Here is a 15,733-nt window from a genome sequence, read left to right as displayed (position 1 = left end):
AGAAAGGTCGCAAGGAAAAAAGAGACAGGATGATACACAGGGCGAGGGATGGCCCAGGGCCGAAGTGGGACTTTTCCTAGGAAATAGCAGGAAGCGGCAGAATCAAATGTAGGGCGCAGCGTTGCCCGCGTCCCATGTTCGGGTGGTTGGTGGTTTTTTAACCTGCCTGTACGATGATGCATTGCGCTACAATCAAAGCCTTGCTAACCAGGAGTACGCTGCAATGAGCGAACCGACGTTTGAGCAAAAACAGGATCACTATCACAAAATCCGCCGTTCCAATTACCTGGCCAGCTTGCGCCTGGAAGGGTTCGATACCCAACCGGCCGATGTCGACAAGCCCCTGCCGACCCGCGAAGCCGTCCTGGCCAAATACCGCAATACCTCACGCTGATGCTCGACAAATACGGGGTGGGCCAGGACCCGTACTGCTACCCGGATAGCAGCGTCCTGCGCAACCGCCTCGATTTGCTCGATGAACACCGCCTGCACCAAGCCGAGCGGGAGTTATCCGAAATTGCCGTAGCCAACCTTCCGCTATTTCCGCCGCCCTACGACCTTGATCGTCTGCAACACATCCACCGCATCCTGTTCGGTGACGTCTACGATTGGGCCGGCGAACTGCGCAGCGTCAACATCCAGAAAGGTGACACGCTGTTCTGCACTCCGGAGCGTATCCTGCCGGAAGCGGCGAAAATCATCCGGCATATGCACGACGCCAATTGGTATGTCGGCGTGTCCCAGGCCGATCTCGTCCATCAAATCGCTGAAGCTTATGGCGACCTGAATGTTATCCACCCCTTCCGTGAAGGCAATGGACGGGCACAGCGGATCCTGTTTGAACAGATCATCGTAAACGCGGGGTTTTCGGTGAATTGGTGGCTGGTGAAACACGCGGCATGGATACCGGCGAATATTGATGCGGTGGCGTGTGATTATCGGGGATTGGAGGCGATTTTTGGGCGGTGTATCAGTAAGCCTCTCAATGCCTGATCGAACCGCGAATGACTAAACCACCTGTTTATTGCTCGAGAACAACCTCACTTCTAAGGTTCAGCTCGCCGCTGCCAATTCAGCGACCGGGTTTGGTCACTCGAAAACAGCACACATAAGTGCCATTACTTGCCTTGCGAACGTCTATCGTCTCGTAACGCACTGCTATGGCGGCTGTGTGTGGGACGTCTTCGGACGTGTCGGATTGCTGTTTCCGGCTGGCCAACCCGCGCACAGTCCGCCACCCACCGTTTGGCCACGGTGATGTCGGTTACCTAACAGCAAACCGAGTAAGTTCAAGACAAGGCTGAAGATATCCAATCAGCCGCCCACCAGCGTATCCGCGCCGCCAGCGACTTATTGGAAACCTTCTCCTGCCTGACCTTCGACCACGCCGACCTCAAAGACATTTCCCACATCATCAATGCGCTGTACCTGCTCGTTCAGGACGGCTGTGATTTGCTGGAAGCCGCGCAACACGTTCAGCTGCAACCTGAACAAGCGCAAGTCTAAGCAACACCTGTGTAGGAGCGAGCTTGCTCGCGAAAATCGCCAACGATGACGCGGTAAATCAGAAAAAACGCGGCGCTTTTGAGTTTTTCGCGAGCACGCTCGCTCCTACAACTGATCAGCTTTGCCCATTACATCGTTGCAAGCCATAAATGCCGGAGGCTTTTGTAAGACACAGCCAAACGTCACGCCATCCGTTTCCCAAACTGCTTCAAATGCCCGCTCAACCCTCTATACCAGTTACGCGTAGCCGACTGAACATAACCTCCTATCACCTGTCTCGGAAAAAACCGTGAACATCGAAAGGACTCAATATATCGGCCACTATGGCATCACTTTCACGGTAATTCGACTCACCGTGATGCCAAACAATCGACAAGAGCTAGCCACACTTTGCTTGCTGCAAGCAAAAGCTTCAGCGATAGAGGTCCGCTTGCGGCTGCGGAAGTTGTACGAAAAGATGCTTGCCCGAGATCTACCCTGCGTAATGACAGTCGCCGTCTCAAAGCCACTGACCAGGGAGCAGGCAGATTGCTTGAACAATCGAAACAACCTCATAAAAAAGATCATTTCTGGCGCAGTTGCAGCCCCTGTCGGGATCATATCCAGCAAAGCAGAATCGATAGTCGAGAACGCTATCAGCGATTTGATTTCTCACAGGATCCACAACTTTCACAGCGCAGACATCGTCATTGGCCTGGATGCTCAGGTCAGCGGTGGCATAGGCCCGCAGCGCTCAAGCGTCTCAATGCATGTGTACTCCAGATGAACTTTAGTCAATGGCTTTACCTACAAACAGCGCTATTGTTCGCTCTCCATCTGTTGCTGTATTACAAAATCACTGACTGCACGTTAAGAACGCGTCTCGCCGTTACCTTCATCGTAACGGGACTGCTCCTGTTGTTCTGGCTACCCTACATCGCCATTGTCCTGAACATTCAACTTCTTCCCCTGGCCTTGTTCTTGATAGGCTTGGCTCTCTTCATCACGCGAAACAAACACCGCCGGCAACGTAAAAGGCCCCCTCACCCACTCCTACGCACCCCCACCATGAACCTGACCCCCAACTTCCCCGAAGACCCGGTCATGCAGCAGCTCCTGCAATTGCTGCATGAAGAAATCGGTCTGCCGAAACACAAGACCATTAGCCTGCAAACCTCGCTCAACTTCGACCTTGCCTGCGATGGCGTTGAGGCCAAGCAATTCATGGATGCGCTGGAACAGGATTTCGGGGTCGACCTAAGCGACTACGACGCTTATCGTTACTTTCAGCCGCCGATGTTCGACGTATTCTTGAAGCGACGCGCCAAAGGCCGTGGCGACAAAATACCGCTGACCATCGGCATGCTCTACCTGGCGATCAAGACCCACAGGTGGGACACGCAGTCCTTGGAAAACCTGAGCTGATCCCAAGAGCATTCAGATCCATATGTGGGAGGGGGCTTGCCCTCGATTGCAGTGGGTCAGCTATAGATAAGCTGACTGATTCACCACCATCGGGGGCAAGCCCTCTCCCACATTGGCTCTGCGCTAATCTGGCGAGCGGTATACATAACAAGGACCTTACATGGACGTACTAATGGGCCTGCTGGCCGCCCTGCTCTGGGGTGGCACGGACTTTCTCGTGGGCCTCAATGCCCGCGCCGTTGGCGTTAAGCGCGCGGTGTATTTCGGCCAAGCCCTCGGCTTTCTGATTATGACGTTGCTGCTGGTCATATTCCCGACCTACCTTTTCAAATCCCTCGATGCGCCGTTAAGCGTCTGGCTCCTGGGCATCGCAGCCGCCCTGCTGACCGTTTCCGGCGCCCTCGCACTGTCCAAGGCGTTTGCCTTGGGCAAGGCTGCCATCGTCGCGCCATTGGTCACTTCCTATGGTGTAGTGACCACCCTGCTGTCCTGGGCCAGCGGTGAGCACATCAGCTTGATACAACTGGGCTGCATCGCCCTGTGCGTGCTTGGCGTGGTCCTGTCCAGCATCCACAAGGACAACGGCACGCCCCACAACAACCCGCGCCTGTCCATCGCCTACGCCATGCTCGCAGCAACACTGTATGGCACCAGTTTCTGGCTGCAAGGCCGCTACACACTGCCGGCGCTGGGGCCGATCACCATGCTATGGCTGGGGTACCTAGTGGGCCTGTGCGTGCTGGTGGTGATGGTGCTGAGGATCAAGGACGGCCTGAAGATCCCGCCGCTGAAAAATTGCGCGACGTTGACCGGTGCGAGCCTGATGAACCTCGGCGGGTTCTCGGCGTTTTCGTGGGGTGCGATGGCGGGGTCGGTATCGGTGGTGACGGTGATCAGTACGCTATCGGGCGGGATTGCGGCGATCCTGGGGTTTGTATTTTTCAAGGAGCGCTTGTCGGCGGTACAGGTGCTCGGGGTTTTGCTGGTGCTGGTCGGCGCGGTGGTGCTGCACATCGCCCATTAACCCTGCGCGTACAAAAAAGCCGCCTGCAGGAGGCGGCTTTTTCACAACAGCTAAGTCTTACAACTTAGGACCCGCAGCCTTGATCGCATCGCTCACTTCAAACTTTTTGAAGTTCTCGATGAACAGGCCAGCCAGCGCTTTCGCCGCTTCGTCGTAGGCGGCTTTGTCAGCCCAGGTGTTACGTGGGTTCAGCAGGCCGGTTTCAACGCCCGGTACGGCCAATGGCACGTCGAGGTTGATGGTGTCGAGGTGTTCGGTTTGCGCACCGATCAACGCGCCGCTCTGGATCGCGGCGATCACGCCGCGAGTAGTCGGGATGTTGAAGCGTTTGCCGACGCCGTAGCCGCCGCCGGTCCAACCGGTGTTGACCAGGTAGACCTTGGAGCCGAAACCACGGATGCGCTTGATCAAAAGCTCTGCGTATTCGCCAGCCGGGCGTGGGAAGAACGGCGCGCCGAAGCAGGTGGAGAAGGTCGACTTGATGCCGCTGCCGGAACCCATTTCAGTCGAGCCCACCAATGCGGTGTAGCCGGACAGGAAGTGGTAGGCCGCTTGTTCTTCGCTGAGGATCGACACTGGCGGCAGCACGCCGGTAAGGTCGCAGGTCAGGAAGATCACCGCGTTTGGCTCGCCGCCCAGGTTCTTTTCGGAACGCTTGGCAACGTGCTCCAGCGGGTAGGCGGCACGGCTGTTCTGGGTCAGGCTGACGTCAGCGTAGTCGGCGTGCTTGGCCTCGTCGATCACCACGTTTTCCAGCACGGCACCGTGCTTGATGGCTTTCCAGATAACCGGCTCGTTCTTCTCGGACAGGTCGATGCACTTGGCATAGCAACCGCCTTCGATGTTGAACACCACGCCTTCACCCCAGCCGTGTTCGTCGTCACCGATCAGGTAACGGCTTTCGTCGGCAGACAGGGTGGTCTTGCCGGTGCCGGACAGGCCGAAGAACAGGGTCACGTCGCCTGCTTCGCCAATGTTGGCGGCGCAGTGCATCGGCAATACGTCGGAGGCCGGCAGCAGGAAGTTCTGCACCGAAAACATGGCTTTTTTCATTTCACCGGCGTAACGCATGCCGGCGATCAGCACTTTTTTCTGGGCGAAGTTGAGGATCACGCAACCGTCGGAGTTGGTGCCGTCACGCTCTGGCACGCACTCGAAGTTGGCCACGTTGAGCACTTGCCACTCTTCACGACCGGCCGGGTTGTATTGGGCCGGGTTGATGAACAGGCAACGACCGAACAGGTTCTGCCAGGCAGTCTGGGTGGTCATTTTCACGGCCAGGTAGTGTTCTTCGGAAGCACCTACATGCACGTGGGAGACAAAATGCTCTTGCGCGTTGTTGAACGCCTCGACGCGAGCCCACAGGGCATCGAACTTGTCGGCCGGGAACTTGCGGTTGATCGGGCCCCAGGCAATGGCGTCCTGGGTGGAAGGCTCTTCAACGATGAAACGGTCAACCGGCGAACGCCCGGTACGATGACCGGTTTCTACGACCAGCGCGCCAGTATCGGCAAGCACGCCTTCACCGCGCTGCAGGGCTTCTTTGACCAGATCGTCAACACTCAGATCGGTGTATACGGCGTTATTGGCTTGCGTCATGAGGTTCCCCGTCGGCCTATGGCCGAGTGCTCCAAACGTTTTGTAGTAGAAAGTTGCGCACTACTACCGCGAAAAAAGTGGGCCGGATTATGCCAGAAAAGCCCAAAAAGAGTAGGGCCCTCCCGTCAGAACGCCTCTAATCCGGCATTCGACAGGTAATTTACCTGTGCTTAAACGTTTTAGTGGCGGGTGTCGGAAGGGGTGTCGATACCTGCTCCGGCGAATAATTGGGCTACATCCGCGGCATCGAACAAATAACGCTCGTTGCAGAACTGGCAGTCGATCTCGATATGGCCGCCGTGTTCCACCACCAGATTTTGCGCATCTTCCAGCCCCAGGCTGACCAAGGCATTGGCCGAACGCTCGCGCGAGCAACTGCAATTGAAGCGCAGCCCCTGTTCATCGAACAGGCGCACGGCCTCTTCGTGATACAGGCGGTGCAGGATGGTTTCGTTGTCCAGGCCCAGCAGCTCTTCGGCCTTCAACGTGTCGGCCAGGGCGATGATATGCCGCCAGCTTTCAGCGCGATCATCGTCATCCTTGATGCGGTCAGCCGGCAGTTGTTGCACCAGCAAGCCACGGGCGCGCTTGCCGTCTGCGTTAAGCCAGAACTTGGTGCCCACTTGCTGGGACATCACGAAGTAGTTGGTGAAGCATTCCGACAGGGTTTCGCCATCGAGGTCGACGATGCCCTGGTAGCGTTGGCCTTCGGTCGGGTCGACGGTAAGGGCCAGTACGCCGTTGGGCATCAGGTCGGCCAGGGTGGCGTGCGCAGCGATCTGGTCCGCTTCATAACGAGCCAGGCCGCGGATTTCGCGCTCGCTGGAGCACTCGATCATCAGCATGGGGATCGGCCCTTCGGAGCGAGCCTGCAAGATCAGCAAGCCGTCGAACTTCATCGTGCCAACCAGCAGCGCCGCAGCGGCCATCAGCTCGCCGAGCAACTGCGCGACCGGCTCCGGATAGGCATGTTTAGCGAGGACTTCGGCATAGCTGCGCTCCAACGAGACCATCTCGCCGCGGGCGTCGCTCTCATCGAAGATAAAGCGTTGGGTGAAGTCGGTATCCGGTAGATCGGTCATAGGTCTGGGTATCTGAAGTGATGACAAAATGATTACAAGGTTTATAAAATTAAACGCTTTAGCACCATGTTGGTGCGACTTCTCCTGAAAACAAGGAGCTTAATAGAGCGATGAGGGACAGTTTATGAACAATCCGGGTTTGTTCCAAGCCAACTGGAACCTCCGGCGATGGGCTCTTTGCAATCTACTCGCTATCGGGCTGCTGTGTTTTTGGCTGTGGCCCACGGGCCAGATGCTCTGTGTAATTTTCGACGAGTGGCTGTTTCATCTGCTCAATGATCCGCTGGCAACCAGCTCGACCTGGTTGCATGTGTGGGCCGTGGCCAGCCTGCGGCCATTTGATGCGGTGGTCGGCGTGATTTTGCTGGCGTTACTGATTCGCGGCGATTGGGTGTTCAAGGCTGTGCAGGTGCGCCAGGCGTTTTTTGGTTTTCTAGGCATTCTGCTGCTGTTGCTGTTTATTCGCATGCTGTTCTCCAAGCTCGCAGCCCAGATGGGCTGGCAGCACAGTAGCCCGTCGATGGTGATCAGCGGCGCGATTCAAATGAGTGATTTTTTCCCTGGGCTGGAAAAAACCTGGGAGTTGAAGGACCGCTCAAGCCAAAGCTTCCCCGGCGATCACGCTTCGGTGCTGTTGATCTGGGGGATGTTCATGACGGTGTTTGCCAAGCGCGTCAGCCAGGTGCTGGTGATCTGGGGCCTCGCGCTGTTGTTTATGACGCCGCGACTGGTTGCCGGCGCGCATTGGGGCCAGGACGATTATATTGGTGGGGTGCTGCTGGCGCTGTTGGCGCTTGGATGGGGGTATTACACGCCGTTCGCCGCGAAGGTGTCGGGGTTCCTGTTGCGGGTAACTGCGCCGGTATTCGGGTTGCTGGGCAAACTGCCGGTGGTCGGGCGATTGAGCGTCATACGCACCGCTTCTTAAATGCGCGGGTTAAATGTGGGAGGGGGCTTGCTCCCGATTTGCAGTGGCTCAGCCACAAGTGTATTGGCTGACACTCTGCTATCGGGAGCAAGCCCCCTCCCACATTTTGATCTGCTGCCGGCAGGAGATTCGTAATCAATCGTCGTTGCCACTGCCGCGGAACTTGAATAGATCGCGGCGCTGCTTCTTGCTTGGCTTGCCATCGGTGGTCATACCAGTCGCTCCAGCCTTGCGCATGGCAGCTGCGTTTTCGCGCTTGGCAATACTCGCTTCGGTCTCGGTGTACAGCGCCTGCGCTTCGGGTGCCCCACGGCGCACGGCAGAAAGCGCCTGCACCACGACAGTCTTTTCATCAAAACCTGTACGAACCTGAAACTCATCACCGATACGCGGCTCTTTGCCCGGCTTGCAGCGCTCACCTCGATGGTGCACCTTGCCACTTTCGATAGCGGCCTTGGCCAGGGCACGAGTTTTATAGAACCGCGCCGCCCACAACCACTTGTCCAGCCGGACCTTTTCTTCCTCTTCCTGCTTTTGAGCCACTTGAATTCCTCGCTCTGAAAAATGTCGCAACTTTACCGTTGAAACCCTTCGACGCATAAACCCCAAGGCTCACCTAAGATACGCCAGGTAGTACCCTGATTTCGCGAGGATCCGCTGTGACCGACTTTCCCGCTTCACTCACCTCGCCTGACCAGCGGTGCGTGGGTTGCCAGCAAAGCGAGCCCCTGGGCTTTGATTTCGCTTTCGCCTACCAGCCTATCGTAGACCTTCGGGATCACTCTATTTTCGCCCACGAAGCCCTGGTGCGGGGCACACACGGCGAAGGCGCGCTGTCAGTGCTGGAGCGGGTCAATGAAAGCAACCGGTATCGCTTCGACCAGCGCTGCCGCACCCAGGCTATTGCCGGGGCTTCTGCCCTGGGAATGCAAACCCGCCTGTCCATCAATTTCATGCCCAATGCCGTGTACCGGCCTGAGCTGTGCATTCGCAGCACATTGGAGGCGGCGCGGGCGCATAACTTTCCTTTGGACCGGTTGATTTTCGAGACCCTGGAACACGAGCATGTAGATAACTATCGCCATTTGACCAATATTCTGCGTGAATACCGCGAATTCGGCTTCATGACCGCCATCGACGATTTCGGCGCGGGCTATTCGGGGCTGAATCTGCTGGCCGACTTCCAACCTGACCTGATCAAGCTCGACATGGCACTGATCCGCGATGTCGACCAGGACCGTGTCCGCCAGGTGATCGTCCAGGGGATTGTCACAATCTGTGAGCAGTTGGGGGTTACTGTCATCGCCGAAGGTATCGAAAGTGCCGGCGAGCGCGACTTCCTGTTCGACTGCGGAATATTTCTGATGCAGGGCTATTGGTTCGCCAGGCCCGCATTCAAAGCCTTGGCCGAGGTCTCTCCTCAGGCCTGGGCGAATTAACCGGTTACCCATATTGAAGACATTTGACCATTTGACCGTTGTGGGTCTGCGTGAGTGGGTGGCACTACCCGACCTGGGAGTGGCGGGCCTGCGCGCAAAGATCGACACCGGTGCCAGCACCTCAAGCCTGCACGCCACCGATATCGAGCCCTTTGAGCGCGACGGTGAACAGTGGGTGCGCTTTACCGCACACCTTGGCAGCGTGGTGCAGTTGCGTCACCGCCGCTGCGAAGCGCCCCTGATGACGATGAAAACCATCAAGAGCTCCAACGGTCATGCGCAGGTGCGCTACGTGATCAGTACCACCCTGGCGCTGGGCGACCGGGTGTGGCGGGTGGAGTTCACCCTCGCCTGCCGCAAGGCCATGCGCTATCGCCTGCTGCTCGGTTCCAAAGCCTTGATTGACGGCCAATTGGTGGTCAGCCCCGGCGTCAAGTACGTTCAAGACAAGCCGGTGTTCCCGGTCTCCACTATTTCTGCCCCAGGTGCTGCATGAAGATTGCTGTGCTGTCGCGAAACCCGCGTCTGTATTCCACCCGCCGCCTGGTCGAGGCCGGCACCGAACGTGGCCATGAAATGGTGGTGATCGACACGTTGCGTGCCTACATGAACATTGCCAGCCACAAACCGCAGATTCACTACCGGGGCAAACCCCTGGAAGGCTTCGATGCGGTGATCCCGCGTATCGGCGCCTCGGTGACGTTTTATGGCTGCGCGGTATTGCGCCAGTTTGAAATGATGGGGGTATTTCCCCTGAATGAATCCGTGGCTATTGCACGTTCGCGAGACAAACTGCGTTCGCTGCAACTGCTGTCGCGCCGGGGCATCGGCCTGCCGGTGACCGGGTTTGCCCACTCGCCGGATGACATCCCCGACCTCATCGAGATGGTCAATGGCGCGCCGTTGGTGATCAAGGTGCTGGAGGGCACCCAGGGCATTGGCGTGGTGCTGTGTGAAACCGCAACGGCAGCGGAGTCGGTGATCGAGGCATTCATGGGCCTCAAGCAGAACATCATGGTGCAGGAATACATCAAGGAAGCCGGTGGTGCGGATATCCGCTGCTTCGTGGTGGGCGACAAGGTGATTGCGGCAATGAAGCGCCAGGCCAAGCCCGGTGAATTCCGCTCCAACCTGCACCGTGGCGGCAGCGCCAGCCTGATCAAGATCACTCCGGAAGAACGCATGACTGCGCTCCGGGCAGCCAAGGTGATGGGTTTGAGTGTAGCGGGAGTGGATATCCTGCGTTCCAACCATGGTCCTCTGGTGATGGAGGTGAACTCATCGCCGGGCCTGGAAGGGATTGAGACCACCACCGGCAAGGATGTGGCAGGGATCATCATTCAGCATCTGGAGAAGAACGGCGGGCCGAATATGACTCGGACCAAGGGCAAAGGTTGAAAACCTATTTTAGGCCCGACATAAAACCAATGTGGGAGGGGGCTTGCCCCTCCCACATTTGATTTATGTCACCAGTCAGACCGCATCTCTAGGCAACATCAGCCCAAGCGGCAAGCGCACCCGCGCCTCCAACCCGCCCTCTTCCCGGTTGCGCAACTCAACATTGCCGCCATGCATCGAGGCAATTCGCCGCACAATCGCCAGGCCCAAGCCCGTGCCCTTGCCGCCCCGGGCTCGGTCGCCGCGAGTGAAGGGGTTGAAGATGCCCTCAAGCTCGGCAGGGTCGATCCCCGCGCCCCGGTCCATCACACTCAGCACTACGTAAGGGGCAGTACTGTCACCAGAGACATATGCCGCCACTTCCACATCGGAACCGGCATGATGCAAGGCATTGCCGATCAGGTTGTTCAGCAGGCGCTTCATCGACACCCGGCGCAATGCGAATGGCTGGATCGGCTCCAGGCGCATACGCACCTGCTCGCCGTTCTGGTTATAGGGCGCAACCACCTCGCGCACCAGGTCCGTCAGGTCGACTTCTTCCACCACCTCATCACGCCCATCGCGAATAAACGCCAGGAACTGGTCGAGGATGGCGTCCATGTCCTCGATGTCACGGACCATGTCATCGGTCAGGTCGGTATGGTCGCCCATCAACTCCAGGGACAAGCGCAGTCGCGTCAACGGCGTACGCAAATCATGGGACACCCCCGCCAGCATCAGCTCGCGTTCACGCCCAGCCTGTTCGACATCTTCCGCCATCTGGTTGAAGGCGCCGTACACCTCGGTCATTTCACTGGGCGTGTCGCTGACCGGCAGGCGCACGCTGCGCCCCTGGCCTAACTGGCGGGCGGCAAATACCAGACGCTTGAGGGGTTGGTTGAGCTGACGGACGAAAATCCACGCGGACGCCGTCGAAAGCAAGCCAATGGCCAGGAACCACCCCAGCACGTTCCAGATTTTCTGCCCACGCAGCGGATGCGGGTACAGCGGAACCTTGATCCAGGCATCCCCCAGGCTCGGCGCTCGTACCCACAGTGCAGGCGAAACATGCATACGCAGGCGCACCTCGGTGTCGGCTCCCAGTTCGGCCTGCATCTGGCGCTGGTAGATCTCGCTGTAAGGCCAATGTTGCTCGCCTTCCGGCACGCCGGCCCCATCAACCCGGGTCAAGGTCGACGCCTTGGCCACTTTTTCCCGGTTCTCAGGGTCTACAGCCCAATAACCACGCAACGTCAGGGCGACGCCATGGCTGTACTGCCGATCCACCAGCACGTCTTCGTTCATCAACAGATAAACCAGCGTAAGCGCCTTGGAAAACAGAACGACGATCAGCACCAGCCAAAGGGTGCGGGAAAAGAAACTTTGCGGGAACCACAGCGGGGTTTTCATAGATGAAAGCTGCACACCTTGCAGGAACGAACGGCGCTCGCAGAATTGCAGACGCCGGGCATCCCGTCGACCCTCATGGAGTCAAACGTCAGGATACCCGCCCCTGCAAATCATCGGTCACTTGGTAGCGGTGCCATCCGGCACGAACACATAACCCACACCCCACACCGTCTGGATGTACCGCGGCTTGGACGGGTCCGGCTCGATCATCCGGCGCAGCCGGGAAATCTGCACATCGATGGAGCGCTCCAGAGCGTCCCACTCCCGGCCACGAGCCAGGTTCATCAGCTTGTCACGAGTCAGGGGCTGGCGAGCGTTCATCACCAAGGCCTTGAGCACCGCGAATTCGCCGGTGGTGAGCATGTGCACTTCTTCGCCGCGCTTGAGCTCACGGGTGGCCAGGGACAGCTCGTAGTCGCCAAAGGTGACACTTTCGTCTTCGCTACCCGGCGCACCCGGCACAGGTGCTGCCTGGCGACGCAATACAGCCTTGACCCGCGCCATCAGCTCGTCAGGGTTGAACGGCTTGGCCAGGTAGTCGTCAGCGCCCAGTTCAAGGCCCTTGATACGACTTAGCTCATCGCCCTTGGCGGTGAGCATGATGATCGGAATCAGGTTGTTGGCACCGCGCAGGCGCTTGCAGGCTGTGAGGCCGTCTTCGCCGGGCAACATCAGGTCGAGTACGACCAGGTTGAACACTTCACGCCCCAGCAGGCGATCCATCTGCTCGGTGTTCGGCACCGCGCGGGCACGGTAGCCCTTGGAGTTGAAGAACCGCTCCAGCAGGCTGCTCAGCCCCGGATCGTCATCAACGATGAGAATTTTTTCGCCTTCAGCAGTTTGTGCGGTGCTGCTCATTGGATGCTCCTCTTATCTCGGCGCGCATTATGGCGTAGCTGCCGTTATACGCACCGTGTGCATTGTTAGCAGATTTTTCATCTACTGCCAGCGAACCCACGCCCTACAACCTCCGGCGCAGTACCCCCCAAGGGCAGAACGCTGGTTATAATGCGGCGCCTCCGTGCAGGGCAACGTCAGATCGTTACCGTTTGCTGCCGGGCTTTTTTTTCCCGCTTGTCGTGATTTTTTCGATTTCGAGGGTCAACAGACAGCCTCTTGACCCAGGCAGCGGCGCCAGTCGGGCCGCTCAACCAGTCTTGCCGGGCCTTGTTTTACGGGCCGGCGAGCTGATTTTAAGAATTTCAGGTGGTTTTATGGACAGCATCAACAGCCGCATTGCCGAGGAACTCGGTGTACGCCCACAACAGGTCGAGGCGGCCGTCGCTCTACTGGATGAGGGCTCCACGGTGCCTTTCATCGCCCGTTACCGAAAAGAAGTGACCGGCAGCCTCGACGATACCCAACTGCGGCACCTGGAAGAGCGCCTGCGCTACCTGCGAGAACTCGACGAACGGCGTATCAGCATCCTCGCCAGCATCGAGGAACAGGGCAAGTTGACCCCTCAACTGGAACGCGACATCAAGCTGGCGGACACCAAGACCCGCCTAGAAGACCTTTACCTGCCGTATAAACAGAAACGTCGTACAAAGGGTCAGATAGCCCTCGAAGCCGGCCTGGGCGATCTGGCTGATGGCCTGTTCAACGATCCGTCGCTGACGCCGGAAAGCGAAGCCGCCCGCTTCACCGACGCTGAAAAAGGCGTCCCCGACATCAAGGCCGCCCTTGAAGGCGCCAAGTACATCCTGATGGAGCGCTTCGCCGAAAACGCCAGCCTCTTGGAAAAACTGCGTACCTACCTGAAGCAGGAAGCCATCCTCAGCGCCCGCGTCATCGCCGGCAAAGAGGAAGAAGGCGCCAAATTCCGCGACTACTTCGAGCACGACGAGCCGCTCAAAAGCATGCCGTCCCACCGCGCCCTGGCGATTTTCCGCGGTCGCAACGAAGGTATTCTCAGCTCCTCACTGAAAGTCGGCGACGAGCTACCGGGCGCCATGCACCCGTGCGAAGGCATGATCGCTCAACAATTCGGCATCCAGAATCAGAACCGTCCTGCGGACAAGTGGCTCGGTGAAGTCGTGCGCTGGACCTGGAAGGTCAAGCTCTACACTCACCTGGAAACCGACCTGCTCGGCGAATTGCGCGACGGCGCCGAAACCGAGGCGATCAACGTGTTCGCCCACAACCTGCACGACCTGCTGCTGGCCGCACCGGCCGGCCCGCGTGCCACCCTGGGCCTTGACCCGGGCCTGCGTACCGGTTGCAAGGTCGCCGTGGTCGACGCCACCGGCAAGTTGCTTGACCACGCCACCGTGTACCCCCACGTGCCACACAACAAATGGGACCAGACCCTGGCGATCCTTGCCGCCCTGTGCGCCAAGCACGCGGTGGACCTGATCGCCATCGGTAACGGCACCGCCAGCCGTGAAACCGACAAGCTGGCCGCCGAACTGATCAAGAAATACCCAGCCATGAAGATGACCAAGGTCATGGTTTCCGAGGCAGGCGCTTCGGTGTACTCAGCGTCGGAGCTGGCCTCCAAGGAATTCCCGGACCTCGACGTGTCGATCCGTGGCGCGGTGTCCATCGCCCGCCGCCTGCAAGACCCGCTGGCCGAACTGGTGAAGATCGATCCTAAATCCATCGGTGTCGGCCAGTACCAGCACGACGTATCACAGCTGAAACTGGCACGCGGCCTGGATGCGGTGGTGGAAGACTGCGTAAACGCCGTGGGCGTGGATGTGAACACCGCGTCCGTGGCGCTGCTGGCGCGCATTTCCGGCCTCAACGCAACCCTGGCGCAGAACATCGTCAGCCACCGTGACGAGAACGGCGCGTTCAAAACCCGCGCCGCGCTGAAAAAGGTCGCACGCCTGGGTGAAAAAACCTTCGAACAGGCTGCCGGCTTCCTGCGCGTGATGAATGGCGACAACCCGCTGGATGCCTCCGCAGTTCACCCGGAAGCCTACCCGCTGGTGCAGCGTATTGCCGCCGAGACCGATCGCGATATCCGGTCATTGATCGGTGATGCCGCGTTCCTCAAGCGCTTGGACCCGAAGAAGTACACCGACGAAACCTTTGGCGTGCCGACCATCACCGACATCCTGCAAGAGCTGGAAAAACCTGGCCGCGACCCGCGCCCCGAGTTCAAGACCGCTGAGTTCCAGGACGGCGTCGAAGACCTCAAGGACCTGCAACCGGGCATGATCCTCGAAGGCGTGGTGACCAACGTGACCAACTTCGGCGCGTTTGTGGATATCGGTGTGCATCAGGACGGCTTGGTGCACATCTCCGCGCTTTCGGAGAAATTCATCAAGGACCCACGCGAAGCGGTGAAAGCCGGCGATGTGGTCAAGGTCAAGGTCATGGAAGTCGACATCCCGCGCAAGCGCGTCGGCCTGTCGATGCGCATGAGCGATACCCCTGGCGAGAAAATCGACGGTGCCCGCGGAGCGCGTCCGGGCTCGGCACCGCGCCAGTCGCAGAACAACGCGCCGCGCAAGGAAACCGCAACGGCCGCGCCGAGCAACAATGCCATGGCATCGCTGTTCGCCAACGCCAAACAGTTGAAGAAACGCTGATGCAAATCCCGGCCGGTTTGACCCAGAGCGCGTTCAGCGAACTGATCGGCTGCCGCCTGCAACGCCTGGATGAGGGCGTTGCCGAGGTGGCCCTGGCCCTGGAGCCACACCTGCGCAACCGCGCAGGCAAGCTCCATGGCGGGGCGATTTTCAGCCTGGTGGACATTACGATGGGCCTGGCCTGTTCCAGCGCCCATGGGTTCGACCAGCAGAGCGCCACCATCGAATGCAAGATCAACTATATTCGTGCCGTGGAAGACGGTGAGGTGCTGTGCACCAGCCGGGTGATCCACGCCGGGCGGCGCACCCTGGTGGTCGAAGCCGACGTGTACCAAGGCGAAAGACTTGTCGCAAAAGCGCAGGGCACCTTCGCTGTCCTATAGCTCCCCACCCCCGATTTGAGTTAATTTCGGCGCTGCGATAAC

General features: G+C 58.7%; 16 protein-coding genes and 1 pseudogene. 12 read left to right on the top strand and 5 right to left on the bottom strand.

Going from position 1 to position 15,733, the window contains the following annotated elements; genetic code table 11:
* Window positions 1–223 precede the first annotated feature (223 nt).
* From KVH01_RS08615 to KVH01_RS08590, 6 genes and pseudogenes are all read left to right on the top strand, one after another.
* Window positions 224–394 (top strand): YhfG family protein, encoded by a 171-nt coding sequence (locus tag KVH01_RS08615; protein WP_124421665.1) that lies wholly within the window; start codon window positions 224–226, stop codon window positions 392–394.
* Window positions 394–993, top strand: coding sequence for a putative adenosine monophosphate-protein transferase Fic (locus KVH01_RS08610; RefSeq protein WP_217881155.1), 600 nt, complete (start codon window positions 394–396; stop codon window positions 991–993). The genes KVH01_RS08615 and KVH01_RS08610 overlap by 1 nt, the downstream gene beginning before the upstream one ends.
* Window positions 994–1,305: 312 nt before the next feature.
* Window positions 1,306–1,506: pseudogene (locus tag KVH01_RS08605) on the top strand (hypothetical protein); the annotation flags it as partial.
* A gap of 289 nt (window positions 1,507–1,795) precedes the next feature.
* A complete protein-coding gene (locus KVH01_RS08600) occupies window positions 1,796–2,272 on the top strand; it encodes a hypothetical protein (protein WP_217881154.1) in 477 nt (158 codons plus the stop codon).
* Between the two features lie 281 nt (window positions 2,273–2,553).
* Window positions 2,554–2,910: a DUF1493 family protein gene (locus KVH01_RS08595; protein ID WP_217881153.1), complete on the top strand. Its 357-nt coding sequence runs from the start codon at window positions 2,554–2,556 to the stop codon at window positions 2,908–2,910.
* Window positions 2,911–3,070: 160 nt separating this feature from the next.
* The gene (locus KVH01_RS08590) at window positions 3,071–3,934 is read left to right on the top strand and encodes a DMT family transporter (protein WP_225924114.1); all 864 of its coding nucleotides are present in this window, start codon (window positions 3,071–3,073) and stop codon (window positions 3,932–3,934) included.
* A gap of 57 nt (window positions 3,935–3,991) precedes the next feature.
* Here KVH01_RS08590 and KVH01_RS08585 read toward each other — a convergent pair whose 3' ends face one another.
* Both KVH01_RS08585 and hslO read right to left on the bottom strand, forming a co-directional pair.
* Window positions 3,992–5,533 carry a phosphoenolpyruvate carboxykinase gene (locus KVH01_RS08585; RefSeq protein ID WP_217881152.1) on the bottom strand — a complete coding sequence of 514 codons (1,542 nt, stop codon included), beginning with the start codon at window positions 5,531–5,533 and terminating at the stop codon, window positions 3,992–3,994.
* 179 nt (window positions 5,534–5,712) lie between these two features.
* Window positions 5,713–6,615: an Hsp33 family molecular chaperone HslO gene (hslO, locus tag KVH01_RS08580; RefSeq protein WP_217881151.1), complete on the bottom strand. Its 903-nt coding sequence runs from the start codon at window positions 6,613–6,615 to the stop codon at window positions 5,713–5,715.
* 124 nt (window positions 6,616–6,739) lie between these two features.
* Here hslO and KVH01_RS08575 point away from each other — a divergent pair, with 124 nt between their 5' ends.
* Window positions 6,740–7,543: a phosphatase PAP2 family protein gene (locus tag KVH01_RS08575; RefSeq protein WP_217881150.1), complete on the top strand. Its 804-nt coding sequence runs from the start codon at window positions 6,740–6,742 to the stop codon at window positions 7,541–7,543.
* Window positions 7,544–7,678: 135 nt separating this feature from the next.
* On the opposite strand, the gene KVH01_RS08570 is transcribed toward KVH01_RS08575, so the two are convergent.
* Window positions 7,679–8,086: an RNA-binding S4 domain-containing protein gene (locus KVH01_RS08570; protein ID WP_043047384.1), complete on the bottom strand. Its 408-nt coding sequence runs from the start codon at window positions 8,084–8,086 to the stop codon at window positions 7,679–7,681.
* A gap of 116 nt (window positions 8,087–8,202) precedes the next feature.
* Here KVH01_RS08570 and rimA point away from each other — a divergent pair, with 116 nt between their 5' ends.
* Genes rimA through rimK form a run of 3 tightly spaced genes read left to right on the top strand, consistent with a single transcriptional unit; the run spans window position 8,203 to window position 10,380 of the window.
* On the top strand, window positions 8,203–8,982 hold the full coding sequence (gene rimA / locus KVH01_RS08565; RefSeq protein ID WP_124375867.1) for a S6 modification regulatory phosphodiesterase RimA: 780 nt from the start codon (window positions 8,203–8,205) through the stop codon (window positions 8,980–8,982).
* A 13-nt stretch (window positions 8,983–8,995) separates the two neighbouring features.
* Entirely contained in the window at window positions 8,996–9,478 is a 483-nt protein-coding gene (rimB, locus tag KVH01_RS08560) for a retropepsin-like aspartic endopeptidase RimB (RefSeq protein WP_217881148.1), read from the top strand.
* Entirely contained in the window at window positions 9,475–10,380 is a 906-nt protein-coding gene (rimK, locus tag KVH01_RS08555) for a 30S ribosomal protein S6--L-glutamate ligase (RefSeq protein ID WP_003187674.1), read from the top strand. Before rimB ends, rimK begins: the two co-directional genes overlap by 4 nt.
* Before the next feature lie 75 nt (window positions 10,381–10,455).
* On the opposite strand, the gene KVH01_RS08550 is transcribed toward rimK, so the two are convergent.
* Both KVH01_RS08550 and ompR read right to left on the bottom strand, forming a co-directional pair.
* On the bottom strand, window positions 10,456–11,769 hold the full coding sequence (locus KVH01_RS08550) for an ATP-binding protein (protein ID WP_043047387.1): 1,314 nt from the start codon (window positions 11,767–11,769) through the stop codon (window positions 10,456–10,458).
* A gap of 117 nt (window positions 11,770–11,886) precedes the next feature.
* The gene (gene ompR, locus KVH01_RS08545; RefSeq protein WP_043047388.1) at window positions 11,887–12,627 is read right to left on the bottom strand and encodes an osmolarity response regulator transcription factor OmpR; all 741 of its coding nucleotides are present in this window, start codon (window positions 12,625–12,627) and stop codon (window positions 11,887–11,889) included.
* A gap of 356 nt (window positions 12,628–12,983) precedes the next feature.
* Between ompR and KVH01_RS08540 the strand changes: the two genes are divergently transcribed.
* Entirely contained in the window at window positions 12,984–15,308 is a 2,325-nt protein-coding gene (locus tag KVH01_RS08540) for a Tex family protein (RefSeq protein WP_043047389.1), read from the top strand.
* Window positions 15,308–15,691, top strand: a complete 384-nt coding sequence (locus KVH01_RS08535) for a PaaI family thioesterase (protein ID WP_043047390.1) — start codon at window positions 15,308–15,310, stop codon at window positions 15,689–15,691. The genes KVH01_RS08540 and KVH01_RS08535 overlap by 1 nt, the downstream gene beginning before the upstream one ends.
* Window positions 15,692–15,733: the final 42 nt, after the last annotated feature.

The sequence above is a fragment of the Pseudomonas khavaziana genome (assembly GCF_019145205.1).
Taxonomy (GTDB): Bacteria; Pseudomonadota; Gammaproteobacteria; order Pseudomonadales; family Pseudomonadaceae; genus Aquipseudomonas; species Aquipseudomonas khavaziana.
The sequence above is the reverse complement of the archived record's forward strand: the minus strand, read 5'-3'. Positions and strand labels throughout refer to the sequence as shown.

Coding starts and splice junctions, on each gene's coding strand:
- KVH01_RS08535 (WP_043047390.1), top strand. CDS start 15,308: ATGCAAATCCCGGCCGGTTTGACCCAGAGCGCGTTCAGCGAACTGATC.
- KVH01_RS08590 (WP_225924114.1), top strand. CDS start 3,071: ATGGACGTACTAATGGGCCTGCTGGCCGCCCTGCTCTGGGGTGGCACG.
- KVH01_RS08615 (WP_124421665.1), top strand. CDS start 224: ATGAGCGAACCGACGTTTGAGCAAAAACAGGATCACTATCACAAAATC.
- KVH01_RS08610 (WP_217881155.1), top strand. CDS start 394: ATGCTCGACAAATACGGGGTGGGCCAGGACCCGTACTGCTACCCGGAT.
- KVH01_RS08550 (WP_043047387.1), bottom strand. CDS start 11,769: ATGAAAACCCCGCTGTGGTTCCCGCAAAGTTTCTTTTCCCGCACCCTT.
- KVH01_RS08575 (WP_217881150.1), top strand. CDS start 6,740: ATGAACAATCCGGGTTTGTTCCAAGCCAACTGGAACCTCCGGCGATGG.
- KVH01_RS08595 (WP_217881153.1), top strand. CDS start 2,554: ATGAACCTGACCCCCAACTTCCCCGAAGACCCGGTCATGCAGCAGCTC.
- rimK (WP_003187674.1), top strand. CDS start 9,475: ATGAAGATTGCTGTGCTGTCGCGAAACCCGCGTCTGTATTCCACCCGC.
- hslO (WP_217881151.1), bottom strand. CDS start 6,615: ATGACCGATCTACCGGATACCGACTTCACCCAACGCTTTATCTTCGAT.
- ompR (WP_043047388.1), bottom strand. CDS start 12,627: ATGAGCAGCACCGCACAAACTGCTGAAGGCGAAAAAATTCTCATCGTT.
- KVH01_RS08540 (WP_043047389.1), top strand. CDS start 12,984: ATGGACAGCATCAACAGCCGCATTGCCGAGGAACTCGGTGTACGCCCA.
- KVH01_RS08585 (WP_217881152.1), bottom strand. CDS start 5,533: ATGACGCAAGCCAATAACGCCGTATACACCGATCTGAGTGTTGACGAT.